At 62.7% G+C, this 22,078-nt stretch carries 22 protein-coding genes and 2 pseudogenes; 16 read left to right on the top strand and 8 right to left on the bottom strand.

Annotated elements, in window-relative coordinates; all coding sequences use genetic code 11:
- Positions 1 to 51: 51 nt before the first annotated feature.
- Positions 52 to 339 (top strand): DUF982 domain-containing protein, encoded by a 288-nt coding sequence (locus NKK47_RS23960; RefSeq protein WP_352578471.1) that lies wholly within the window; start codon positions 52 to 54, stop codon positions 337 to 339.
- 42 nt (positions 340 to 381) lie between these two features.
- Here NKK47_RS23960 and NKK47_RS23955 read toward each other — a convergent pair whose 3' ends face one another.
- The 4 genes from NKK47_RS23955 to NKK47_RS23940 form a co-directional block, all read right to left on the bottom strand.
- Positions 382 to 690: a HigA family addiction module antitoxin gene (locus tag NKK47_RS23955; RefSeq protein WP_023677265.1), complete on the bottom strand. Its 309-nt coding sequence runs from the start codon at positions 688 to 690 to the stop codon at positions 382 to 384.
- 26 nt (positions 691 to 716) lie between these two features.
- Positions 717 to 995: a type II toxin-antitoxin system RelE/ParE family toxin gene (locus tag NKK47_RS23950; RefSeq protein ID WP_352578470.1), complete on the bottom strand. Its 279-nt coding sequence runs from the start codon at positions 993 to 995 to the stop codon at positions 717 to 719.
- 148 nt (positions 996 to 1,143) lie between these two features.
- Positions 1,144 to 2,208 (bottom strand): glycosyltransferase family 2 protein, encoded by a 1,065-nt coding sequence (locus NKK47_RS23945; protein WP_352578469.1) that lies wholly within the window; start codon positions 2,206 to 2,208, stop codon positions 1,144 to 1,146.
- 466 nt (positions 2,209 to 2,674) lie between these two features.
- Entirely contained in the window at positions 2,675 to 4,006 is a 1,332-nt protein-coding gene (locus NKK47_RS23940; RefSeq protein ID WP_352578468.1) for a dicarboxylate/amino acid:cation symporter, read from the bottom strand.
- A gap of 238 nt (positions 4,007 to 4,244) precedes the next feature.
- Between NKK47_RS23940 and NKK47_RS23935 the strand changes: the two genes are divergently transcribed.
- Positions 4,245 to 6,104, top strand: a complete 1,860-nt coding sequence (locus tag NKK47_RS23935; RefSeq protein ID WP_352578467.1) for a sensor histidine kinase — start codon at positions 4,245 to 4,247, stop codon at positions 6,102 to 6,104.
- A gap of 6 nt (positions 6,105 to 6,110) precedes the next feature.
- Positions 6,111 to 7,466: a sigma-54-dependent transcriptional regulator gene (locus NKK47_RS23930; RefSeq protein ID WP_352578466.1), complete on the top strand. Its 1,356-nt coding sequence runs from the start codon at positions 6,111 to 6,113 to the stop codon at positions 7,464 to 7,466.
- A gap of 30 nt (positions 7,467 to 7,496) precedes the next feature.
- Here the strand turns inward: NKK47_RS23930 and NKK47_RS23925 are convergent, their stop codons facing one another.
- Positions 7,497 to 8,240, bottom strand: coding sequence for a 2OG-Fe(II) oxygenase (locus NKK47_RS23925; protein WP_352578465.1), 744 nt, complete (start codon positions 8,238 to 8,240; stop codon positions 7,497 to 7,499).
- A gap of 332 nt (positions 8,241 to 8,572) precedes the next feature.
- Here NKK47_RS23925 and NKK47_RS23920 point away from each other — a divergent pair, with 332 nt between their 5' ends.
- From NKK47_RS23920 to NKK47_RS23860, 13 genes and pseudogenes are all read left to right on the top strand, one after another.
- A complete protein-coding gene (locus tag NKK47_RS23920; protein ID WP_352578464.1) occupies positions 8,573 to 9,616 on the top strand; it encodes a tetratricopeptide repeat protein in 1,044 nt (347 codons plus the stop codon).
- Between the two features lie 12 nt (positions 9,617 to 9,628).
- A pseudogene (locus NKK47_RS23915) lies at positions 9,629 to 9,793 on the top strand (tetratricopeptide repeat protein); the annotation flags it as partial.
- A gap of 44 nt (positions 9,794 to 9,837) precedes the next feature.
- Positions 9,838 to 10,110: pseudogene (locus NKK47_RS23910) on the top strand (tetratricopeptide repeat protein); the annotation flags it as partial.
- 33 nt (positions 10,111 to 10,143) lie between these two features.
- Entirely contained in the window at positions 10,144 to 10,473 is a 330-nt protein-coding gene (locus NKK47_RS23905) for a hypothetical protein (RefSeq protein ID WP_352578463.1), read from the top strand.
- A 39-nt stretch (positions 10,474 to 10,512) separates the two neighbouring features.
- Positions 10,513 to 10,809 carry a hypothetical protein gene (locus tag NKK47_RS23900; protein ID WP_352578462.1) on the top strand — a complete coding sequence of 99 codons (297 nt, stop codon included), beginning with the start codon at positions 10,513 to 10,515 and terminating at the stop codon, positions 10,807 to 10,809.
- 152 nt (positions 10,810 to 10,961) lie between these two features.
- On the top strand, positions 10,962 to 11,687 hold the full coding sequence (locus NKK47_RS23895; protein WP_352578461.1) for a 3-keto-5-aminohexanoate cleavage protein: 726 nt from the start codon (positions 10,962 to 10,964) through the stop codon (positions 11,685 to 11,687).
- 217 nt (positions 11,688 to 11,904) lie between these two features.
- Positions 11,905 to 12,951 (top strand): acyltransferase family protein, encoded by a 1,047-nt coding sequence (locus NKK47_RS23890; RefSeq protein WP_352578460.1) that lies wholly within the window; start codon positions 11,905 to 11,907, stop codon positions 12,949 to 12,951.
- A 384-nt stretch (positions 12,952 to 13,335) separates the two neighbouring features.
- A complete protein-coding gene (locus tag NKK47_RS23885; protein ID WP_352578459.1) occupies positions 13,336 to 13,839 on the top strand; it encodes an Lrp/AsnC family transcriptional regulator in 504 nt (167 codons plus the stop codon).
- The gene (locus NKK47_RS23880) at positions 13,836 to 14,999 is read left to right on the top strand and encodes a saccharopine dehydrogenase family protein (RefSeq protein WP_352578458.1); all 1,164 of its coding nucleotides are present in this window, start codon (positions 13,836 to 13,838) and stop codon (positions 14,997 to 14,999) included. The genes NKK47_RS23885 and NKK47_RS23880 overlap by 4 nt, the downstream gene beginning before the upstream one ends.
- A gap of 112 nt (positions 15,000 to 15,111) precedes the next feature.
- The gene (locus NKK47_RS23875; RefSeq protein WP_023677252.1) at positions 15,112 to 15,900 is read left to right on the top strand and encodes an ABC transporter substrate-binding protein; all 789 of its coding nucleotides are present in this window, start codon (positions 15,112 to 15,114) and stop codon (positions 15,898 to 15,900) included.
- Positions 15,901 to 16,057: 157 nt separating this feature from the next.
- The gene (locus tag NKK47_RS23870; protein ID WP_023677251.1) at positions 16,058 to 16,729 is read left to right on the top strand and encodes an amino acid ABC transporter permease; all 672 of its coding nucleotides are present in this window, start codon (positions 16,058 to 16,060) and stop codon (positions 16,727 to 16,729) included.
- Complete coding sequence (locus tag NKK47_RS23865; RefSeq protein WP_023677250.1) at positions 16,726 to 17,400, top strand: amino acid ABC transporter permease; 675 nt, start codon at positions 16,726 to 16,728, stop codon at positions 17,398 to 17,400. The genes NKK47_RS23870 and NKK47_RS23865 overlap by 4 nt, the downstream gene beginning before the upstream one ends.
- Before the next feature lie 25 nt (positions 17,401 to 17,425).
- The gene (locus NKK47_RS23860; protein ID WP_352578457.1) at positions 17,426 to 18,169 is read left to right on the top strand and encodes an amino acid ABC transporter ATP-binding protein; all 744 of its coding nucleotides are present in this window, start codon (positions 17,426 to 17,428) and stop codon (positions 18,167 to 18,169) included.
- A gap of 638 nt (positions 18,170 to 18,807) precedes the next feature.
- Here the strand turns inward: NKK47_RS23860 and NKK47_RS23855 are convergent.
- From NKK47_RS23855 to NKK47_RS23845, 3 genes are all read right to left on the bottom strand, one after another.
- On the bottom strand, positions 18,808 to 19,260 hold the full coding sequence (locus tag NKK47_RS23855) for a nuclear transport factor 2 family protein (protein WP_352578456.1): 453 nt from the start codon (positions 19,258 to 19,260) through the stop codon (positions 18,808 to 18,810).
- 14 nt (positions 19,261 to 19,274) lie between these two features.
- Complete coding sequence (locus NKK47_RS23850; RefSeq protein ID WP_352578455.1) at positions 19,275 to 19,940, bottom strand: hypothetical protein; 666 nt, start codon at positions 19,938 to 19,940, stop codon at positions 19,275 to 19,277.
- A gap of 130 nt (positions 19,941 to 20,070) precedes the next feature.
- Positions 20,071 to 22,078, bottom strand: a 2,008-nt coding sequence (locus NKK47_RS23845) for a LuxR C-terminal-related transcriptional regulator (protein WP_352578454.1), incomplete at its 5' end; no start/stop codon positions are given.

Raw genomic sequence — 22,078 nt, 5'->3', positions numbered from 1 at the left:
CTTGGGCTACGATTTTCGTTATAGATGGTTCAACAGGTCGAAGGCCCCGCCATGAACCAAGGATGGTTTGCCAAGCCGGTTGCGGTTGCGGTCGGCATCGTGGGAGATATCCGCAACATTTCCAACGCACGGCAGGCTGTCGCGTTGCTGGAAGCCCACTGGCGTGACGCCGGCAGCGCCAAACACGGGGTGGCACTGCGCACATGCCGCCGCGCCATGAGCGACGACCGCTGGACCGAAGCCGCCAGGAACGCATTCGTCGAGGCCGCGCGGGAGGCGCATGTCCTGGTCGAGCGCGCCGTCGAACCGGAGAACCGGTCCGGGCAGGCGGGACCGTGATCGATTTTTGAGAGCTCGGTGGTCCGGCGGATTTATTGCATCTCAGGCAGCATGCAACCTTGGAACGGCGCTGACGTCAACCTCGCGCTCCGCGTGCCACGCATCATAGGCGGCCTGCATCCTGAGCCAGATCGCGGCGCCGTCGCCGAACATCTTTCCAAGACGGGCAGCGACAGCCGGCGACACCGGCTTCTTTTCGCGGATGATGTCATAAAGCTGCTGGCGCGAGATTCCGAGCAGATTGGCGATCTCCACCTTGGTCTTTCCGGTTGCCGGGATAATGTCGTCAAGCAGCGCTCCAGGGTGGGATGGGCAGCGCTCCATCGGACGCATCGGCTCATACACGCTCATAAATCGCCTTCTCCAATCTGGCCGCCTCAATGGTACTGTTCGATATCGACGCGGGCGGCATCATTGGCGTCGAATTCGAATGTGATGCACCACGGCCCGTTGACATGCACCGTGTAGCGGATCGGGTTGAAGCCCTTCAAAGCGTGGAAGTCGAAGCCGGGCAGGTCCATGTCATCCGGCCTTTCCGAAACCTCCAAACGGTCAAGCCGGACAAGGATGCGCTTATGCATCTTGGCGTCTATCTTTCCGGTCTTTCCGGTTTGAAAGAGATCTGCCAGCGCCTTGTGCTTGAACGACTTTATCATGCGCTATGTAAGCATATTGCTTACGCACGTCAACTAGGCGTAAGCAAATAGTTTACAGAGCAGTTCAAGCCTATGAAAGGCAATGATCGCGCCCATGGACGCTTGGCCGGATCGGGCGAATACCTGGCGGAGCTATGTCACAGTGCCGCTATCCCATGGCATGGCGGATTCTCTTGGACAGGCGGCTCAAAAATGCCGGCCTCGACGATGCGTCGAGCTTCCACGACAGCACTGCCGTCGCCATTTTCCGCGGCAACAGCCCGACCGACAGGAACCAGGCGGCAAGGATGGCGCGACGCCGCAAGGATGCGGTCATTTCGAGGCTGGCGACGGCGCCGGCCGCCCCGAGCGCCAGCCGGGAATCGTCGGCCACGGGATGTCGGTCTCTGTCCGCGCAAAGCGACGCCAGCCGCTCTTCCAGGTGGACCGGATCGTGGCGGACAGCATCCGACGGCACGATGGTCAGGCCGATCCCGGAGGCCTGGTCCGACAGCGCCTGCATGCGGCGGAAATCGTGAGTTACCCGCCAGCGTGCCCGCTCGGCGAGCTTTTCACCGAAGACTGAATGGTTGGCGCCATGGATGCGGTAGGCGCCGAGGCATTCGTCGATCGATTGGACATGCCCGTACATCGGCGCCAACGTTGCCAGATAGCCGTCGGCGCCCTGGCGGAACTCCGGCTCCGGTATCGGCATGATCGATTCGAGCGTTGCGCGGTCAAAGGCCAGCCCGCTGGTCACTGTCGTCTGATAGCGGCCCTTGTGCAGGAGTTTCGGCATGACGTCGCCGCTGTCGAAAGGCAATTCGGGCGGCGGAAAGACATCCTTGATGCGTTGCCCCTCGTCGACGATATGCAGTCTGGACTGGACCTGAGCGGTTGCATCATCCCAGGTTTCGACAATGGTGGAGACGGCGGTTGGATAAAGGTAATCGTCGGCGTCGAGGAACAGGACGATCTTGCCCGAGCTCGCCGCAAAGCCGGTGTTGAACGCCGCCGCGTGTCCGCCATTTTGCGCCCGCGGGCATGCAAGGATCTCGTCGCGATAGGATTCCATGATTGTCGTGGAATTGTCCTGCGATGCATCGTCGACGACGATGACTTCGACATCCGCGTAGTCCTGCTCGAGGGCACTGTCGATGCTGCGTTTGAGGAAACGCGCGTAGTTGTAATTCGGGATGATGATGGATACCGGAATTCTCGGGACAGGCTGCATCGCGTTTGACCTCGCATCTTGCTTTGGTTCGGCAAAGGCCCTCATGGGCCTGCCCCCCTCTTCAAGCGCCCTCTTGGCGCGCAACGAGTTCCCCGGGAGAAAGCCTGCGCTTTCCATCAGGAGACGGGTCACGTTTCGCTTTGCGACTTCGTATTGAGGCCGCCATTGCCTTCGAGGCTGCTGCCATGGTCAGGGTTGGCGGCAGCAAAAGCTCCGACGGTTCGGCCAAGGTGAGTCGCAACCGAGCCCGACGGAAATGTCTCGCCTCGCGATCAGGTCGGGACCGAAGCGGACGGTGCCATGAAGGCATGGCGGATACTGGCCTTCAAATGCGGCTGGAACAAGCCCCGCGTCGAAAACAGGGTCACTTCAGGTTGCGTTTCAGGCGGCATACTGCGACCGCCGGCGCTTTTGCCCCGGAGCCGGCGAACCGCCTCCGGGCCTTATAGTCGTGTGGCCTAAACAGTCAGGCGGCCTGCAAACCCGGCTGCGACAGGTCGACTTCCTCCGGCAAGTCACCGGCCATAGCGGCGGCAAACTTCGTCTGGTCGAGTTCTCCCTCCCAGCGCGCCACCACCACTGTCGCCACCGCGTTGCCGATGAAGTTGGTCAGCGCTCGGCATTCCGACATGAAGCGGTCGACACCGAGGATCAGCGCCATGCCGGCGACCGGCACGGTGGGGACGACTGAAAGCGTTGCCGCCAGGGTGATGAAGCCGGCGCCGGTGATGCCGGCAGCCCCCTTGGAGCTCAGCATGGCGACGGCGAGCAGCAGGATCTGGTCGCCGTAGGTGAGCGGCGTGTCGGTCGCCTGCGCGATGAACAGCGCCGCCAGCGTCATATAGATGTTGGTGCCGTCCAGATTGAAGGAGTAGCCGGTCGGGATGACCAGGCCGACCACCGAGCGGTTGCAGCCGGCACGCTCCATCTTGGCCATCAGGCCCGGCAATGCCGCTTCCGAGGACGAGGTGCCGAGCACCAGCAGCAGCTCTTCCTTGATGTAGCGGATCAGCGCCAGGATCGAGAAGCCGTTGTAGCGGGCAACCGCGCCGAGCACCACCAGCACGAACAGCAGCGCGGTAAGATAGAATGTGCCGATCAGCATGGCGAGATTGGCGATCGAGCCGATGCCGTATTTGCCGATCGTGAAGGCCATGGCGCCAAACGCACCGATCGGCGCGGCCTTCATCAGGATGGCGACGAGGCGGAAGATCGGCGTGGTCAGCGCCTGCAGAAAATCGACGACCGGACGGCCGCGATCGCCGACCAGCGCCAGGGCGACGCCGAACAGCACCGAAAAGAACAGCACCTGCAAAATGTCGCCCTGCGCGAAGGCGCCGGTGATGGTGTCGGGGATGATGTTCATCAGGAAACCGACGATGGTTGTGTCGTGCGCCTTCTCGGCATACGCCGCCACCTTGGCGGTATCGAGCGTCGCTGGATTGATGTGCATGCCGGCGCCGGGCTGGACGACATTGGAGACGACCAGGCCGACGACAAGCGCCAGCGTCGAGAACACCAGGAAATAGATCATCGCCTTGCCGGCGACGCGGCCGACCTTCTGCAGGTCGGAAACGCCGGCGATACCGGTCGCCACCGTCAGGAAGATCACCGGCGCGATCACCATCTTGACCAGCTTGATGAAGGCGTCGCCGAACGGCTTCATCGCCTCGCCGGTTTCGGGATAGAAATGGCCGAGCAGCACGCCGGCGGCGATCGCCGCCAGCACCTGCACATAAAGATGCCGGTATAAGGGAAGTTTGCCGCGCGGCTCGGCGGCAGCGATTGCTGTCTGCATGACGTCCTCCATGGCGCCCCGATCGAAAGCTCGACTCCCCGGGGCAGTTGTTTTGAGACCAGCAGCCTCGCGACTGCTGAATTCGTGTTTGCAACAGCCGTGCCAGATACGCAGAAGAGTGCTTCAGCATTGATTTTATTGAGCATTCGCAAACGTCCGCACTGCCGGACGCATGGTCAAGTGCGACTCTCCGCATAGGTCGAATTGTGTTTTGTGCGAGTTCATGCACAAATGGGCGATGCTGCAACGCCCCGCCGGTGCCTTGTCTTCGACGCCCGAGCAACTCGCCAGGCGGGCGCGCCGAGCCTGGCTGCTGTTTGCGGCCGTCGCCCTGCTGATCGTCACCGCAGCGCTCTACGGCGCCGGCCTCTACGGCCGCACCGCCGAGGTCGAGACCCTGGCGGCGCAGGGGCGTACCGACGCCAATCTGAAGGTCGCGCTGCTGCGCGCCGTGCTCGAAAGCCCGCGTGCCCTGCCCCTGCTTTTGTCCGCAGACCAGCAAGTGCGTGACGCGCTGACGCAGAAAAATGCCGCGGCAATCGATGTGCTGAACCGCAAGCTCGAGGGGCTGGTCTCGGGCACCAAGGCGTCGGTGCTCTATGTCATCGGCACCGATGGACTGGCGATCGCCTCCAGCAACTGGCGCGAGCCGATCAGCTTCGTCGGCAACGACTACCGTTTCCGCGATTATTTCTCCGGCGCGATGCAGGCCGGAACCGCCGAGTATTTTGCGCTCGGCAATGTCAGCAAGCGTCCCGGCCTCTACATTTCGCGCCGCGTCGGCGATGCAGCCGCACCGCTCGGCGTCGTCGTCGTCAAGATGGAGTTCGACCAGCTCGAAGCCGACTGGCGCGAGGCGAACCGCCCGGCCTATGTCAGCGACGAGAATGGCGTCGTGCTGATCACCAGCGTGCCGTCCTGGCGTTTCATGACAACCGCACCGCTGGCCGCACCTAAGCAAGCCGCGATCCGCGACAGCCAACAGTTCGGCGACGCGCCGCTTGTGCCGTTGCCGATCACGCACCCGCGGGCGCTCAGCCCGGATGTGTCGATCGTCCACGCGGTGACGCCCGGCGGCAGCGACGCGGAGTATCTCAGCCTTTCCACGACGGTTCCTTCGACCCCCTGGCGGCTCGACTATCTTGTCCCGGTCGAAGCGCCGATCGCTGCTGCCGTCCGCGAAATGCGGCTTCTTGCGCTCGGCGTCGTCGTCCCGCTGCTCGGCCTTGCCGCGTATCTGTTGTGGCGCAGGCAGTCGGCGCAGATGCGGATTGCCGCCGAACAGGCGGCCCGCACCGAACTCGAACGCCGCGTCGTCGAACGGACCGAGGATTTGAGCCGCGCCCGCGACCGGTTGCAGGCCGAGATAACAGGCCACCGCAGCACGGAAGCCAAGCTCCAAATCGTGCAGCAGGATCTGGTCCAGGCCAACCGCCTCGCCATCCTCGGCCAGGTCGCTGCCGGCGTCGCCCATGAGATCAACCAGCCGGTCGCCACCATACGCGCCTATGCCGACAATGCCCGCACCTTCCTCGACCGCAAGCAGACCCGGCCGGCCGAGGAAAACCTCGGCGCTATCGCAGCCCTTACCGAACGCATCGGCTCAATCACCGAGGAGTTGAAGGCATTTGCCCGCAAGGGCCGCACCGCCGCCGAGCCTGTCGAATTACGTGGTGTTATCGAAGGCGCCGTCATGCTGTTGAGAAGCCGCTTTGCCGGCCGGCTCGACGCATTGGCCATCGACCTGCCGCCGCCGAGCCTCAAGGTCATGGGCAATCGGGTGCGGCTCGAACAGGTACTGATCAACCTCTTCCAGAACGCGCTCGAAGCACTCGACGGCCGCGACGACGCTCATGTGCAGGTGTCGGTCGAGGAGACCGCGGACGGCGTGACGGTCGGCGTGTCCGATAACGGACCGGGCATTCCACCCGCGATCCTCAAATCGCTGTTCACGCCGTTCAACACCTCCAAGGAAAAAGGCCTTGGCCTTGGCCTCGTCATCTCGAAGGACATCGTCGCCGATTATGGCGGCCGCATCGAAGTTTCGAGCGACGACAGCGGCACCCGCTTCACCATTCATCTCCAGACAGCAGCGTAAGCCATCATGACGAACGACAATGCCGCGCCGGTGATCCTGATCGACGACGACCGCGATCTCCTCAAGGCCACCGTGCAGACGCTGGAGCTTGCCGGCTTCTCGGTCTCCGCCTTTGCGGTGGCGGCTGAGGCGCTGGCCGGGCTCGACGCCGGTTTTACCGGCGTCGTGGTGTCGGATATCCGCATGCCTCAGATCGACGGCTTGCAGCTTTTCAATCGCATCCTGCGGCTGGATACCGACATTCCCGTCATCCTCGTCACCGGCCACGGCGACATCGCCATGGCCGTCAAGGCGATCAAGGACGGCGCCTACGACTTCATCACAAAGCCCTTCGCCGCCGACCGGCTGGTACAGAGCGTGCGCCGCGCAGCGGAAAAGCGCCGCCTGGTGATGGAGAACCGGGCCTTGCGCGAGGCGGCCGGAGAGGCGCAGGACGGCCTGCCGCTGATCGGCCAGACGCCGGCGATGGACAGGCTGCGCCGCACACTACGCCAGATCGCCGACACCGACGTCGATGTGCTGGTGACCGGCGAGACCGGCTCCGGCAAGGAGGTGGTGGCAAGCCTTCTGCATCGCTGGAGCCGCCGCGCCAAGGGCAACTTCGTTGCGCTGAATTGCGGCACGCTGCCGGAGACCGTCATCGAAAGCGAATTGTTCGGCCATGAGGCCGGCGCCTTCACCGGCGCTCAGAAGAAACGGATCGGCCGCATCGAGCACGCCAGCGGCGGCACGCTGTTCCTCGACGAGATCGAAAGCATGCCGGTCTCGACGCAGGTGCAGATGCTGCGCGTGCTGGAGATGCGCGAGGTCACGCCGCTCGGCACCAACGAGGTGCGGCCGGTCGACCTGCGCGTCGTCGCCGCCGCCAAGGTCGACCTCGGCGATCCGCGCCAGCGCGGCGCTTTCCGCGAGGATCTCTACTACCGGCTCAACGTGGTGACGATCTCGATCCCGCCGCTGCGCGAACGCCGCGACGATGTCGCCCTGCTGTTCTTCTATTTCGCCGAACGCGCCGCCGCCCGCTTCCACCGTCCGATGCCAAATGTTCCGGCTTCGGTGCATCGCCATCTGAGCGGCCATGACTGGCCGGGCAATGTGCGCGAACTGGCGCATTTCGCCGAGCGGTTTGTGCTTGGATTGGAGGAAGGCGCCGAAGCACAACCCCCTGCCCCGACCGAATCGAACGCCGCCATGAAGCTGCCGGAGCGGCTGGAGCGCTACGAGGCCGACATCATCCGCGAAACGCTTGGCCGCAACGAGGGCGACGTCAGGCGCACGATCGAAGCGCTGGGGATTCCGCGCAAGACCTTCTACGACAAACTCCAGCGCCACGGCATCGTGCGCAGCGATTTTTCCCGGTAACCGCCGCCGGGCCTCGACCGGGCGGCTCGGTTACTTGGCGTCGTGGAAGATGATGCCGACGGTGTGGCGCATGCCGGAGCGAAGCCGGCTGACGCCGTGCCTGAGATTGACCCGGTAATTACCTCGTGTGCCCTGGACCGGACGATTGTGGACCGCGAAGGCGACCGCATCGCCCTGGCGCAGCGGCACCACCTCGGCACGGCTCTGCATGCGCGGACGCTGCTCGGTCAGCACGAACTCGCCGCCGGTGAAATCCTTGCCTGGTTCCGACAACAGGATCGCGACCTGCAACGGGAACGCCAGATCGCCGTAGAGATCCTGGTGCAGGCAGTTGAAGTCGCCGTTAACGTATTGCAGCAGGAGCGGCGTCGGCCGCGTCTGGCCCTGCTCGTGGCATTGCCTGAGGAACGCGGCGTGTTCGTCGGGGTAGCGCTGCGCGATACCCATGCGCTCGTTCCAGTCGTTGGCGACCGCGGCCAGACGCGGATAGAGCGCGGTGCGCAAGCCGCCGATCAAGTCGGGCAAGGGATAGCGGAAATAGCGGTACTCGCCCTTGCCGAAACCATGCCGCGCCATGTGGACATGGCTGCGGAAATGGCTCTCGTCCGAATAAAGTCCGGCAATCTGCCGGCACTCCTGCGGCGTCAGCAGCTTTTCCATCACCGCGCAGCCATAGCCGCTCAGCTCATCGGCCAGCGTCCGCCAGTCATATCCGGCAACGCGCACCTCCGCCGATTTCACCGCCGCTTTCGCGCCTATCGAATGGATGGTCATGGCTTCGCCTCCTGTAGCTTCTCTGTCATTGAGATGGGTGAAACGGCGCGCGCGGACCACCCGTTTCTTGCCGGGTGAGCTCGTTAGCGATTGTCTCGGGGATTTCGTTGAATACAATGCAGTTGGGCTTGCCGCGATGGGGGGGCGAATTGATCGGACGGGTTCGACAAAGGGACGGGGCAGTCCGGCAATTCCTCGTTTGCCTCGTCGTCATGCTGGTCTCGACGCTCCCGGCCTTGTCCGCCAGCAGCGACTGCGTCAGCGACGACGAGGTCGAGGCCAGCACGCGGATCGCCGCCTGTACGCGCATGATCGAGGACCCCACCGAGCCTGTGGCCAACCGCGCCACTGCCTACTACAAACGCGGCGAGGCACGGTCGTCACAAGGCGACTACGACCGTGCGATTGCCGATTTGGGCCAGGCGATCGACCTCGATTCGAAATTCGCCGGTGCTTACTATGCCAGAGGCACCACAATGGTCGAAGTGGGCGAAAATGATCGCGCCATCGCCGATTTTGGCCAGGTGATCAGCCTCGACCCGACAAACCCGGAGCCGTACAACAGCCGAGGTGTCGCCTGGGAGCACAAGGGCGACTACGACCGCGCCATTACAGACTATGATCAGGCCATCAGCCTCGATCCGAAGCATTCCGATGCCCACAGCAACCGGGGCAACGCCTGGGCAGACAAGGGCGACTACGATCGTGCCATCGCCGACTACGACCAGGCAATCAGCCTCGATCCGAAAAATGCGGGGGCCTACAACAACCGTGGTGTTGCCTGGAAACAAAAGGGCGAATACGACCGAGCCATCGCCGACTATGAACAGGCGATCAGTCTGGATGCGAAAGACGCCAGACCCTACAGCAACCGTGGTGCTGTCTGGGTATACAAGGGCGACTATGACCGCGCCATTGCAGACTATGATCGGGCGATCGACCTCGACCCGAAACATGCCGACACGTATGGAGATCGTGGCATCGCCTGGGCACGCAAGGGCGATAATGATCGCGCCCTTGCCGACTACGATCAGGCAATCGGCCTGGGTCTGAAAGACGCCAGCACCTACTACAACAGAGGCCTGGCCTGGTCGCACAAGGGTGACTACGATCGCGCCATCGCCGATTATGACCAAGCGATCGGCCTCAATCCTCAGGACGCTAGTGCTTACAACAATCGAGGCGTTGCCTGGAAACACAAGGGCGATTACGACCGCGCTATCGCGGATTATGACCAAGCGATCGGCCTCGATTCCCAGGATGCCACGGCTTACAACAACCGTGGCATTGCCTGGAAGAAGAAGGGTGACGACGACCACGCTGTCGCCGACTACACCCAGGCAATCAGCCTCGATCCAAAAAACGTTGATGCCTAGTACAACCGGGGCCTCGTCTGGTCTGACAAGGGCGACTATGATGGCGCCATTGCCGACTTCAGCCAGGCAATCACGCTCGATCCTAAAGACCCAACTGCCTACGACAACAGAGGCAATGCCTGGGCACACAAGGGCGACGACGACCGCGCCATTGCCGACTATAGCCAGGCGATCATGCTCGATCCAGTACATGCCAAAGCCTTCAGGTACCGAGGCCGTATCTGTTCTGGCACAAGAAGGGCCATGATGACCGCGCCATTGCCGACTACGACAAGGCGATCAGCCTCGATCCGAAAGACGCCCGTGCTTACAATGGCCGGGGCGTTGTCTGGTCGGCAAAGGGCGACTACGCCCGCGCGACCGCCGACTACGATCAGGCAATCAGCCTCGATCCGAAATATGCCTATGCCTATTTTGGCCGCGGCATTCTCGCCTTCTATTCGAGCGCGCTGGCCAAGGCGCAAGCCGATTTCGGACAGGCGGCCACGCTCAAGCCCGACAATGCCTATTTTGCGATCTGGCTGGAGATGACCGAGCGGCGCAATGGCGCGGTGGGCCACTTGCAGGAAGCGACTGAAAAGCTCGATATGACCAAATGGCCGGCGCCAGCGGTTCGCATGCTGCTTGGAGAACTAACGCCGGCCGAGGTATCGGCGGCAGCCGACGACGCCGACCCAGCCAAGAAGCGTGGCAATTTGTGCGAGGCGAATCTGTTCATCGCCGAACTCGATCGGCTGCAACGCCATGACGACGAAGCCTTGCGGCTCTACCGGGTCGCTGCCAGCGATTGCCCTGGGGACTATTACGAATACGTTGCGGCCAAGGCCGCTCTGCACGAGTTGGGCGCGGTTCCGTGAAGACAATTTCCAAGACTTTTTGATGACCCGAGGAGCGAATTGACCGGACCGGTTCGAGAACGGCACAGGTTTTTCTGGCGCACGCTGGCTGGTCTCATCGTTCTGCTTGTCACGGGGCTTCCGGCGCTGGCTGCCAGCAGCGACTGCGTCAGCGACGACGCGGTCGAGGCAAGCACGCGGATCGCCGCCTGCACGCGCATGATCGAGGATGCGACAGAGCAAGGCATACCGTCAGCCATTGTCCAAAGAGTTTTATCGAATACCGTGCCGCCAACGCTGCATTACGCGAGTTGGGTGTTTCGCCGTAACTCTGCCCGACGGATGTTCGTTTGCTAAGAAGACTAAGGCGAACAACACGATAGAGGTGCATTCTGCCAGACTGATTCAGGCTGTGCCGCGTCCATATGTCAGGAGCCTTCGCCAGCGCGATTCCGGTTTTCACTGGCCCGCGCTAGACTGGCAGCAACCGCAACCGGACTGCCCCTGGCATGATCGTCCAGACCTGCATCAATGGCGCGCGCAGCGCCGATTATCATCCGCAACTGCCGCTTGATCCCGAAGCCATGGCGCGTGACGGCGCGGCCTGCGTCGCCGCCGGTGCCGCCGAACTGCATGTTCATGCCCGCGGGCTGGACGGTCGCGAAAGCCTGGCTCCGGCGACGATGGACCAGACTGTGCTAGCGCTTCGTCGCGCCTGCCCTGGAACGCTGATCGGCGTGTCGACCGGCGCCTGGATCGAGAACGACGACCAGCGGACGCTGGCCGCGATCGCCGCCTGGAGCGAGCTGCCCGACTATGCCTCGGTCAATCTCAGCGAAGACGCCGCGCCCGCCGTCATGGACCGTCTGCGCCAGCGCGGCATTGGCATCGAGGCCGGGCTCGCCTCGGTCACCGATGCCGAGCGCCTGGTGAGCCTCGACAATGGCAACCGCGTGCTGCGCATCCTGATCGAAATCTCCGAGCAGGAGCCGGACGCTGCGCTGGAGATCAGCGACGATATCGCCGCCGTGCTCGACGGCGCCAGGATGCGGCGGGCGATCCTGCTGCACGGCGCCGACGCCACGGTCTGGCCTTTCGTGCACCGGGCGGCGGAACGCCGTTGGTCGACGCGCGTCGGACTGGAGGACGGCAAGGCGCTTCCTGATGGAACGGTGGCATCCGGTAACGCCGCGCTGACAGCGGTAGCCGTCGCCATCTTCGAGACCAGTCGTTAGCGCGGGGAAAGCGTCGATGTCCGCCGATCTCGTCTTTACGGGGGAGATGCCAGGATTTGACAGAGAGGCAGGCCAAGTCGGGCGGGTCTAAAGTATGGCCGCGAGCTAGTGTCAGTAAAATCTATCTAAAACTTTATGTATTAATTAAACCGACAATTAATCAACACATCAACGATCGCGTGTGTTAGTGCTCCCCCGCACCGGGGACCATTTTTTGATGAACATCATTCCGGAGAATGATCACGCTGCGCCGCGTCGGGTTCAACAATATACATCGATACAGGTCTTGCGCGGGCTGGCAGCTCTCATGGTTGTTGTCTATCATCTTCCGGCCGCACTGGGCATGCTCGATCTGCGTATTCCCATTCTAAACAGTGGCGTTGACCTGTTTTTCGTCATCAGCGGTTTTGTCATGGTTCTCTCGACGGAGAACAGACGTCGTGACCACCGTGCTTTTTTGATGCAGCGGTTCACGCGCGTCGTTCCGTTCTATTGGGTTATGACCTTCCTCATGGTCGCCGCACTTTGGTTGTTTGCCGGTCGTGCAGTGTCTCTTGAGCAGACCACCAATAGCCTGCTTTTCATACCCTATCTCGATACGGTCACAGGCTATGTCCAACCGGTGCTTGGCGTGGGTTGGACGCTCAATCTGGAAATCCTGTTTTACATTCTGTTCGCGGCGACTATGGGTTTTGGCAGGTTGACGCAAATGGCCGCGGTCGGCGTTGTCTTTGCAATCGCCGTTGCTGCACGCATCGTCTTCAAACCCGCCGCCGACACTTTGCTGTTTTTCTACACCACGCCAGTCCTGTTTGAGTTCCTTGCCGGCATGGCTCTCGGCCACTTGGTCGGCAGGCTGGCGCGCTTGCCTGTCGTCTTGGGTGCCTCGGCAATCGTGTTCGCCATCATGTCCGTGCTGGTGATGGTACTTGGCTTCAACTTGCCGCGAACCCTTGCTCAGGGAATCCCGGCGTTGATCCTTGTCGCGGCTTGCATCAGTCTGGCAAGCTACTTCCGGCTTTTTGCTCCTCGCGTGCTGGCAAGGTTGGGTGATGCTTCCTACTCTCTCTATCTGACGCATCCTATCGTGCTGCTTGCGACCGCTCCTGTCGTTGCAAGCGCCAATCTGTCACCATGGCTTGCAGGCGCGGTTATTGTCACCGCCTGCATTGCCGTCTGCCTGGCCAGCTACAGTTTTATTGAAAAGCCGCTTTTGGCCATATTGCGGATGAGCCGTTCCGCCCATCAGGTGAAGGCACAATGAGTTGCGGCTGCGCCCCCACCAACTTGGTCGGCGTGCTATGGAGGTGCCTTGCACCTCTTGCGCACCCTCGAACACAGCGCGTCCCGAACGGCGCTGTCCCGCCAGCCTCAAACCGGCGGCGCTGAACCTCCAAAGGTATCCTGAACACAAAAAAACCGCCTCGGCGGGCGGGTCGTCGGTGTGAATCAGCACCATACCCAAATTAGTAGCATAGCTGACGGCACAAAGCAAGAACAAAATGTGGCGACATCGACGAAACTGCCGATAGGCACAGCGGCACGGCGGATGACATGGCTCTTGCCGTTGTTAAAAATCTCTCATAAGGTATTTTCATATAAGAAAGAAAATAAGATCGTTTCTTTCCCTTTATGAAAGCCTGAGCGTTTGCGGGAACATCTCGATCAGACCGACCGGCGACTGGTCAAGCTGCTGTCGCAGGATGCGCAGCTTGGCGTCAACCGCCTCGCCGAGAAGATGGCGATCTCGGTGCCGACGGTGCGCATGCGGCTGCGCAACCTGCTCGACCGCAACCTGCTCAAGATCGTCGGGCTGCTCAACCTGACCGAACGCCCCGAGCTGATCTCGGCGATCGTCGGCATCAATGCGCAGGGACGCGGCCGCGCCCGGGAACTGGCGCAGCGCATCTCCGAACTGCCTTTCGTGAACTCGGCCGCCGTCGTCACCGGGCGCTTCGACATCATCGTCGACGTGACCGTGGCCGGCGATGTCGCCGATCTCTACCGCGTCACCAGCGAGTTGATCCCCGGCGCCGGCGAGCCGGGCGAGGTCGTGCGCAGCGAAACCTTCGTCGTCATGGCGTCCTGCAACAAATGGATCAGCCTGCCGGAAGGCTGCTGGTCGGACGAGACGCGGAAGGAAATGGCATGAAGATCGCGGTTCTCGGCGGCCTCGGCCTGCAAGGCCGGGCGGCGATCGCCGACCTCGTTGCCAGCGACGGCGTCGAGCAAGTGGTCTGCCTCGACACCGCAACCGACGGCGCTGCGCGGCTTGGCGGCCTGACCGACCTTGCCCGGGTGCGTTTCGTCGTGCCGGAGGGCGCGATCGGCCCAGCATTGGCCGATGTGATGAAGGACGTCGACGCGGTCATCGACCTGTTGCCGCAACCGCTGATGCGCGAGGCGGTGCAGGCGGCGATCGCCACGCGCACGCCGCTGGTCACCACCAATTACGGCAAGGCCATCGGCGACCTCGCGCCCGAGGCCGAAAAGGCCGGCGTTTCGATCGTGACCGAATGCGGGCTCGACCCCGGCATCGACCTTGTGCTCTACGCGCGCGCCGCAAGCCAGTTCGACACCATCACCGCGATCGATTCCTACTGCGGCGGCATTCCCGAGCCGAAAGCGGTGGTCGAGCCGCTGCGCTACAAGGTGAGCTGGAATTTCGACATGGTTCTGGTCAGCCAGAACCGCGACAGTGTGCTGGTCGAGGACGGCAAGCGGGTCGATGTGCCGGCCGCCCGCCAGCACGACAATCGTTTCATCCACGAGATCGAGGTGGCGGGGCTGGGCCGGCTGGAAGCCTTCCCCAATGGCGACGCGCCGCATTATGCCGGCATGCTCGCCGCCGCCAAGGGGCTGCAGCGCTCCGGCCGCTATTCGCTGCGCTGGCCCGGCTGGTCGGCGTTCTGGGCGCCGCTGAAGCAGCTCGGCTTCCTGTCCGAGGACAAGGTGCCCGGCACCGGCATCAGCCCACGCGAATTCCTCGGCCGGCTGCTTGGCCCGCAACTGCAATATGGCGCGGACGAGAAGGACCTTTGCGTGATGCGCAACGTCTTTGTCGGCAGCGAAGGCGGCCGCCGCAAGACGGTGACCTCGGAGTTGGTCATCGAACGCGACCTCGCCTCCGGCCTGTTCGGCATGAGCCTTGGCGTCGGCTATCCCGCCAGCATCGTGGCGCAGATGCTGGCACGGCGCGAGATCGCCACGCCCGGCCTGCTCAACCCGCTGCTGCATGTGCCCGATCGCCGCTTCCTCGACGAGCTGGCCAGGCGCGGTATCAAGGTTGCCGAAATGGTGAGCTGGGACTGAAGGATTTTCGAACGGTGGTTGCCGCCGGCAACGGCGCTGCCGCTCAAAAAGCACCTCGATGGGGTGAAGCAAACAAGTGGAACAACAAACGACAACAAGGAGGAATGCCCAAATGAAGATTGCCAAGCTTTTCATCGCCGGCCTTGCGCTCGCCGGCCTTACCGCTGCCGCCAGTGCGGGAACGCTCGACGAGATCACCAAGCGCGGTGAGTTGCGCGTCGCCGTGCAGACGCAAGGCCCGCCCTTCTCGCTGGTGGGTGCTGCCGGCGAACGCACCGGCAGTTCGGTCGAACTCGCCGAATTGATGGCCAAGGAAATGGGCGTCAAGATCACCTTCCTCGACTTCGACTGGGACGGCCTGATCCCGGCGCTGCTGTCGGGCAAGGCCGATCTTCTGGTCGCCGACATGACGCCGACACTGGCGCGCGGCATGAAGGTCGCCTTCACCAAGCCTTACATGTACACGGGCAGCACCGTCTTCACCAAGGCTGGGACCGCCTTCAAGTCCACCGAGGACTGCAAGGCCAAGGGAACCAAGATCGCGGTGCTGCTCGGCGCCACCGGCGAGAAGGAAGCCAAGGCCGCCTTCCCCGATGCCGATATCAAGAGCTACAAGGGCGGCGGCCCGCTGCTGCTCGACGCCGTCAACAACGGCCAGGCCGATTGCGGCGTCAACGACGTCTCGGCGGTCAAGGGCCAGTCGACCGCTTACCCAGCCGGCAGCTTCACCATCATGCCGGATATGCTGTCGAAGGAGCCACTGGCCTTCGCCACGCGCTATGACGAGCAGGACCTGCTGGTCTGGATGAACCTGTTCCTCGACCAGGTCAGCCTCGACGGCCGCCTGCAGAAGAACCTCGATTACTGGGTCAATTCCGACGCCTGGAAGAAGGATCACTGAGTAGAGTGAATGGTGAATGGTGAATAGTGAATAGTAAGTAGGGAGTAGAGAGTAGAGAAGAGCTACTCGCTACTCGCTACTCGCTACTCGCTACTCGCTTACGCCCTACTCACTATTCACTATTCACTATTCACTATTCACTATTCACCGCCCCACCATGCTCGAAAACTTCAGCTTCCGCACCATCGTCGAATATCTGCCCCTGTTCGGGCAGGGCCTCGTCACGACCGTGTGGCTGTCTGTCCTCTCCTTTGCCGGCGCGCTCGCCGTCGGCATCGTGCTCGCCGCAATGAATTTGCAGCGCGGCCGGCTGTTCCGCGTCCCGGCCAAGGCCTATATCGACGCGGTGCGCGCCACGCCCTTACTGGCGCAGCTCTATTTCCTCTATTTCGGCCTGCCGCGGCTCGGCCTCATCCTGCCCGAGTTCGTCGTCGGCATCCTCGCTTTGTCGCTGAACAGCGGCGCCTATGTCGCCGAGATCATCCGTGCCGGCATCCTGTCGATCCCGCGCGGCCAGGTCGAGGCCGGTGTCGCTTCGGGCATGACCTATGTCCAGCGCATGCGCCTGGTCATCCTGCCGCAGGCGTTCAAGGTGACGATCCCGCCGCTGCTCGGCCAGGCGATCGTGCTGGTCAAGGATTCCGCCCTGCTGTCGCTGATCTCGGTCGCCGAGCTGACGCGCGCCGGCCAACTGCTCGCCTCCGACCGCTTCATGCCGGCGGAAGGTTTCATCACCATCGCCGCCTTCTACCTCCTGCTCTATTACGGGCTGAAGGGACTGGCGGCGCTCTCCGGGCGCTGGCTCGGCCTCGCGGGGGCACGGACATGATCTGGCAGCAGCTGCAAAGCATCGCCGGCAGCTATCCCCTCGCGTTGCGCGGCCTCGGCATGACCGTGGTGCTGTCGCTGATCAGCCTGGTGCTGGGCACGCTGCTCGGCTTCGGCCTCGGCATCCTGCGCACCGGCGGCAACCGGCTGATCAGCGGCGCGATCGGTGCCTGGGTCGACCTGATCCGTGGCACGCCGTTCCTGGTGCAGATCTTCCTGATCTTCTTCATCCTGCCGGAACTCGGCATCGAGCTCGACGCCTTCACCGCCGGCATCATCGCGCTGACCAACCTGGCCGCCTGCTTCATCTGCGAGATCGTCGTCGCCGGCATCCGCTCGGTCCCGACCGGCCAGGTCGAGGCGGCGCTGGCGTCCGGCCTGTCGCGTTGGCAGCGCATGCGCCAGGTGGTGCTGCCCCAGGCGATGCGCATCGTGCTGCCGCCGCTGGTCGGGCAATATGTGCTGCTGATCAAGGATTCCTCGGTGGTCTCGGCCATCGGCCTCACCGACCTTACCCGCGTCGGCTGGCTGGTGGTGCAGCGTGTGCCGAACGGCCTGCTGGTCTTCTTCCTCGTCGGGCTCGGTTACTTCATCGTCTGCTACCCCCTGATCATGCTGGCACGCCGGCTGGAGCAACGCATGGGCGCGGCGCATGGCGAGGTGCAGTTGTGACATCGAACCTCAAGGGTCCGGCAATATGACCAAAACCGGCATGATCGAATTTCGCGGCGTCAACAAATGGTTCGGCACGCTCAACGTGCTCAGGGATATTACGTTGAGCGTCGAGCCGCGCGAAGTGGTCGTCGTCTGCGGCCCGAGCGGCTCGGGCAAGAGCACCCTGATCCGCTGCATCAATGGGCTGGAGACGATCCGGGACGGCGACCTGACGGTCGACGGCCAGCGCCTCGGCGACCCCGCCACCAACATGACGCGGCTGCGCACCGAGATCGGCTTCGTCTTCCAGTCGTTCAACCTCTACCCGCACAAGACGGCGCTCGAGAACGTCACCCTGGCGCCCATCCATGTCCGCAAGATCCCGCGCGCTGAAGCCGAGAAGGCCGGGCGCGAATTGCTCGCCAAGGTCGGCCTCGCCGACAAGGTGAACGCCTATCCGGCGCAGCTGTCTGGTGGCCAGCAGCAGCGCGTGGCGATCGCGCGCTGCCTCGGCATGCGCCCCAAGATCATGCTGTTCGACGAGCCGACCTCGGCGCTCGATCCCGAGATGATCTCGGAAGTGCTCGACGTCATGGTCGCCGTGGCCGAGGAAGGCATGACCATGATGGTGGTGACGCACGAAATGGGCTTTGCCCGCAAGGTCGCCCAGCGCGTCGTGTTCATGGACGCCGGCGCCATTGTCGAGAGCGGCACGCCGGATGAGTTCTTCTCCAACCCGAAGACCGACCGCAGCCGCGCCTTCCTCAGCAAGATCCTGCGGCATTAGGGCTAACAACTCAATTAGCTGACTGCCGGCTGCGACCGAGATGAGTGGAAATCGACCTTAGGACTCGCGCACCGTGACCTTGGTCACAGCTCTGTCGCCACGCTCAATCTTAATGCGCTTGTCACTCGGGATAGGCGGTGGAGCTACGTTAGCAATCTTTCCATCCTCTAACCGATCCGCAGTCAAAAGCTCTTCCCCTTTCGCCGTCTTTAGGCGCTCTAATTGATTGATATACAATCCTGACATGCCGGCCTCCCAAACGAAAAAATCGGACAAGAATATTGTTAATAGCGAGCAGGCAGGCGGAAGAAGCAACTTGCGAATTAGAGAAAGCGCATCACGCTTTCAATATAGCGGCCGAGTCCCTGGCCCTCAATATCAACTAACGGACGTGGTTTACACAGCATGCCGAGAGGTCTGCAGAGGGTTCAACTCGGTCGTTCAGAATGATTGGGTTTTGACCTAAAACGTCAGCCGGCCGTGGCCGGCGTCTTCAGCCAAACGTCGCCAGAGGGTCGGCGCTGATCTCGACCCAGCCGACGGGCTGAAAGAAGCACAGTTCTGGCTCGATGACGCCGGCAGAGCCGATGGTCCCGCCAGCGCAATTCCTTTCTCTGCCCGTTTTGGACCGACGCTTCTCAGAACGCGAAATCCGCGGACTGAACGACATCGGCTGGGAGCCAGGTTTCATGAACTTGCAAGATCTCGGGCCCCCGGCTGTAGCCGCGATCGCGGACCACCATCGTCGTGACCCGGCCATTGTTCGGTTGATCGGAGTCCTTCGCGTCGCGTTGCCATTCGTGGTAGTTCACGACCGCCAGGTCGGCGCTTTGATGGCTGATCCGGATGTCGCGTATCTTGATACGGAAGGCCGGATTCGATCCGTAGATGCTCTTTATGTAACCTGCGAAGTCTTTTTTCCCGAACGCCCTGCCGCCTGGCATGATGGCGACCAGATCTTCGCTGATCCGGTCGAGCGCGTTCTTCTTGAACGTCGCATCGTCGCCACGACATCGGCCCGTCACCCAGTCGGTGAAGAATTCGTGGATGTCGTGGATCGTCGCTTCGATTTCCTTCGTTTGAAGGGACATTTTTTCCTCCTGTCTTAAGATGATGCTGGATCAGGCGCTTTGTGCTGTGGCTTGCCCGACCGGGCGCTCCTTGAGGACAGCCCGTACCACGCGAGCCACAGGCACATGAGAAGCGAGGAAATCAGCCAGATCGGACCTCCGATGCCGATCCCGAGCTGCTCACCGAGTGTCCACCCGGTTGCCGAAAGGATACCGAACGCCGAGCCGACGATCGCGGCCCATCGGGGCAGTATCCCGACGTCATCGCGGGCGTCGTGATACGCGACAAGCGCTGCCGCCAGGGCGAGCGCCCAGAATCCGTTACCCATGCCGCCGGAAAACGCCCACCAGGTCATGAAGGCGCTGGTGTCACCCCGGTCCGCCGCGACCGCGACCACCGATGCCTCGGCGACTGCGGTGGAGAACGTGGTCAGGGCGCCGAGAGCCATCACCATCCAGGCAGAACTCAGCATCGGCGAATGCCGGACCCGGGGGTTTAGCGCCAGGTTCAGGAACGAAGCGCCGGCGATCAGGAACAGCGCCGCTGCCGCCGTCCAATGGACCGTAGCCCATCGCCCATGGCCCTCGGCGATATTCTGCATCTGAACAGACAAATCCGCGTCCGGTGGCCCGTGAAAGACGAGCGCAGCCGCCAGCAGTAGCGTTCCGGTGGCGAGCCAGACACCGCCCGGCCCGCTCATGCTGTTATTATTCGTTGGCATCGGGAAAACCTCCTGTGGCCTTTACCACCCCATGAGGTTTAGACCCGCGCCACGGTTGCCCGCTTCGGCGTAAGTACCCACGCAACGAGAAATTTTGGCTTGGGTAGGATTACCCAAACACGTCCATGCCGATCAGGGCGTGCTCGACCGCATAGGCCGTGGCTGCCGCGCGCGTGCGCACGTTCAGCCGCGTCAGGATATCGCTAACGTGACGGTCTACCGTCCGCTGGCTCAGACCGAGCTCGCCGGCAACTTCCGGGTTGGTCAGGCCTGACGCGATCAGGCGCAGAACCTGCGTCTGTCTGGGGGTGAGAACTTCGCTGCCTGTCGCCGTCATAGTGACCCGCAGCTTGCCGGCAACGGCTTCGTCGGGGCGCGCGCCGAGCTCGCGGAAAAGTCTTATCGCTTCGTCCAGTTCGGTCCGCGCCGCTTCAGTATCGCCGGTTGCGAGACAGGCCCGCGCTGTCAGCACCCGCATCCGGGCAAGATGATAGGGCGCCCGAAGCTCCCAGAGGATCGCTACCGCGCGCCGGATATGGGCCAATGCCTCCGCGGCTCGACCAGCATGGATCAGCACCCGCGCGGTAGCCTCGGCGGCTGCGGCGCGGACTGCATCCGCGGAATATTGGCGCGCGCAGTCGTGCAGTGTTTCGCACAGCTCCCAAGCGTCATCGGCCGAACCGACAGCGAGAGTGATTTCCACCGCAGCCGGCAAGAGGCGGAGTTTGCCCGGCATGTCGTCGACGGACTGCAGTGCGCGGCGGATCGCCGAAAGGGCCGGCTGCTCGTGCCCCTGCTGAAATCGCATAAGCGCCAGCCCCGGCTGCGGATCGAACCCGAGCCTGCTCGCTGCGCGATAGGCGGCATCGGCCTCGTCCCATTGGCCGCGGAGGCGAAATACCTCGCCCTTCTGGTAGAATGCCGGACCGGCGTGGTGCTTCGAGGGCCCCTGCTGAAGGCGGATGCTGGCGACACCGGCCTCGCGGCCGGCCTCGTCCCAGTGGCCGTCGAGGATCAGGATTTCGGCCCGGTGGATCAGGCATCTGCCGGTGAAGGCAACGATGTCGGGCTGTCCCGCGCACCATCCGACCAGCGCCGATGTCCATTCCCTCGCCCGGCCCGTGGCATGAAATTTCTGACAGATCTCGATCACGCTGCAGTAGACCAGCCCGGTGACGATTGGTGAGAGCCGGCCCGAGGTGACCGAAACCATCACCTCGTCCAGCAGTTCGAAGCCGCGCACATAGTCGCCGCGCAGGATCAATATCCGCCCCTGAAGGTGGCGCGCGATAGCCAAGAGGTCCGGATCTTCGCAGCGCTGTCCGATCTCCGCGGCACGTGTTGCGCGCGCGAATGCTTCGTCCGGACTGTCGGCGGCGAGGCTTTGTTCGACCATTGGGAGCTGAAGGTAACCGTGTTCTGCACATTCCTGCGTATGATCCTCGACCAGCCGGTTGGCGCGCGTCAGCCATCCGCTGCCTTGGGCGAATTCACCGCGAAACATCAGGGTGAGCCCGATCCAGAAGCCGCAACGCGCTGCGGATCGTTCACGTCCGTTCCGGAGATGCTCTTCGAAGGCCCTTTCGTAGTCCCGAACGAATTCCTCCTCGCGCCCAAGCATGTAGGCGGCTTCCCCGAGGCGCTGGAGCTCGGCGCCGCCAAGTTCACTGCAGCGGTCTCTGTCTGACAGTTCGCGGTGAAGCCTGGACCAATCGCCGCGATTGGCTAGCTCCGCATACGGATCCGATGCAACTGCACCGTCTTCCGGCGACTTGTCGGGTGATCGGTCGGAGGGCGCGGGCATAGCCTCAGAATAGCACATATCTTGCTGAGGAGGTGGCGGCAGGTTACCAACGTGACAGAAGTTCGTTTCGGGCTCAATCGAGCCGTTCATCGCGTCCGCCGCCGAGGACCAGGAACGGTGATGGAATGCTGCCATTCGTCTCGTCGACGGGAACGAGTAGGTAGCGCCAATATCGCGACATTCATGGCGCTTCTCAAAAGCTGCCCTTCGCGCAACGGCTCGAATCGACCCGAGGACGAAGCCGCTCGCGCGGCACTGGCGCCCCGTGGCGAGGGTGCAGCAATGATCTGAACGCCGTGCATTTGTAGGTTTG

Source organism: Mesorhizobium sp. M0019 (assembly GCF_040323975.1).
Taxonomy (GTDB): domain Bacteria; phylum Pseudomonadota; class Alphaproteobacteria; order Rhizobiales; family Rhizobiaceae; genus Mesorhizobium.
This window is presented reverse-complemented; position numbering and strand designations above follow the sequence as displayed.

Coding starts and splice junctions, on each gene's coding strand:
- NKK47_RS23960 (WP_352578471.1), top strand. CDS start 52: ATGAACCAAGGATGGTTTGCCAAGCCGGTTGCGGTTGCGGTCGGCATC.
- NKK47_RS23955 (WP_023677265.1), bottom strand. CDS start 690: ATGAGCGTGTATGAGCCGATGCGTCCGATGGAGCGCTGCCCATCCCAC.
- NKK47_RS23950 (WP_352578470.1), bottom strand. CDS start 995: ATGATAAAGTCGTTCAAGCACAAGGCGCTGGCAGATCTCTTTCAAACC.
- NKK47_RS23945 (WP_352578469.1), bottom strand. CDS start 2,208: ATGCAGCCTGTCCCGAGAATTCCGGTATCCATCATCATCCCGAATTAC.
- NKK47_RS23940 (WP_352578468.1), bottom strand. CDS start 4,006: ATGCAGACAGCAATCGCTGCCGCCGAGCCGCGCGGCAAACTTCCCTTA.
- NKK47_RS23935 (WP_352578467.1), top strand. CDS start 4,245: ATGCTGCAACGCCCCGCCGGTGCCTTGTCTTCGACGCCCGAGCAACTC.
- NKK47_RS23930 (WP_352578466.1), top strand. CDS start 6,111: ATGACGAACGACAATGCCGCGCCGGTGATCCTGATCGACGACGACCGC.
- NKK47_RS23925 (WP_352578465.1), bottom strand. CDS start 8,240: ATGACCATCCATTCGATAGGCGCGAAAGCGGCGGTGAAATCGGCGGAG.
- NKK47_RS23905 (WP_352578463.1), top strand. CDS start 10,144: ATGACCGAGCGGCGCAATGGCGCGGTGGGCCACTTGCAGGAAGCGACT.
- NKK47_RS23895 (WP_352578461.1), top strand. CDS start 10,962: ATGATCGTCCAGACCTGCATCAATGGCGCGCGCAGCGCCGATTATCAT.
- NKK47_RS23890 (WP_352578460.1), top strand. CDS start 11,905: ATGAACATCATTCCGGAGAATGATCACGCTGCGCCGCGTCGGGTTCAA.
- NKK47_RS23880 (WP_352578458.1), top strand. CDS start 13,836: ATGAAGATCGCGGTTCTCGGCGGCCTCGGCCTGCAAGGCCGGGCGGCG.
- NKK47_RS23875 (WP_023677252.1), top strand. CDS start 15,112: ATGAAGATTGCCAAGCTTTTCATCGCCGGCCTTGCGCTCGCCGGCCTT.
- NKK47_RS23870 (WP_023677251.1), top strand. CDS start 16,058: ATGCTCGAAAACTTCAGCTTCCGCACCATCGTCGAATATCTGCCCCTG.
- NKK47_RS23865 (WP_023677250.1), top strand. CDS start 16,726: ATGATCTGGCAGCAGCTGCAAAGCATCGCCGGCAGCTATCCCCTCGCG.
- NKK47_RS23860 (WP_352578457.1), top strand. CDS start 17,426: ATGACCAAAACCGGCATGATCGAATTTCGCGGCGTCAACAAATGGTTC.
- NKK47_RS23855 (WP_352578456.1), bottom strand. CDS start 19,260: ATGTCCCTTCAAACGAAGGAAATCGAAGCGACGATCCACGACATCCAC.
- NKK47_RS23850 (WP_352578455.1), bottom strand. CDS start 19,940: ATGAGCGGGCCGGGCGGTGTCTGGCTCGCCACCGGAACGCTACTGCTG.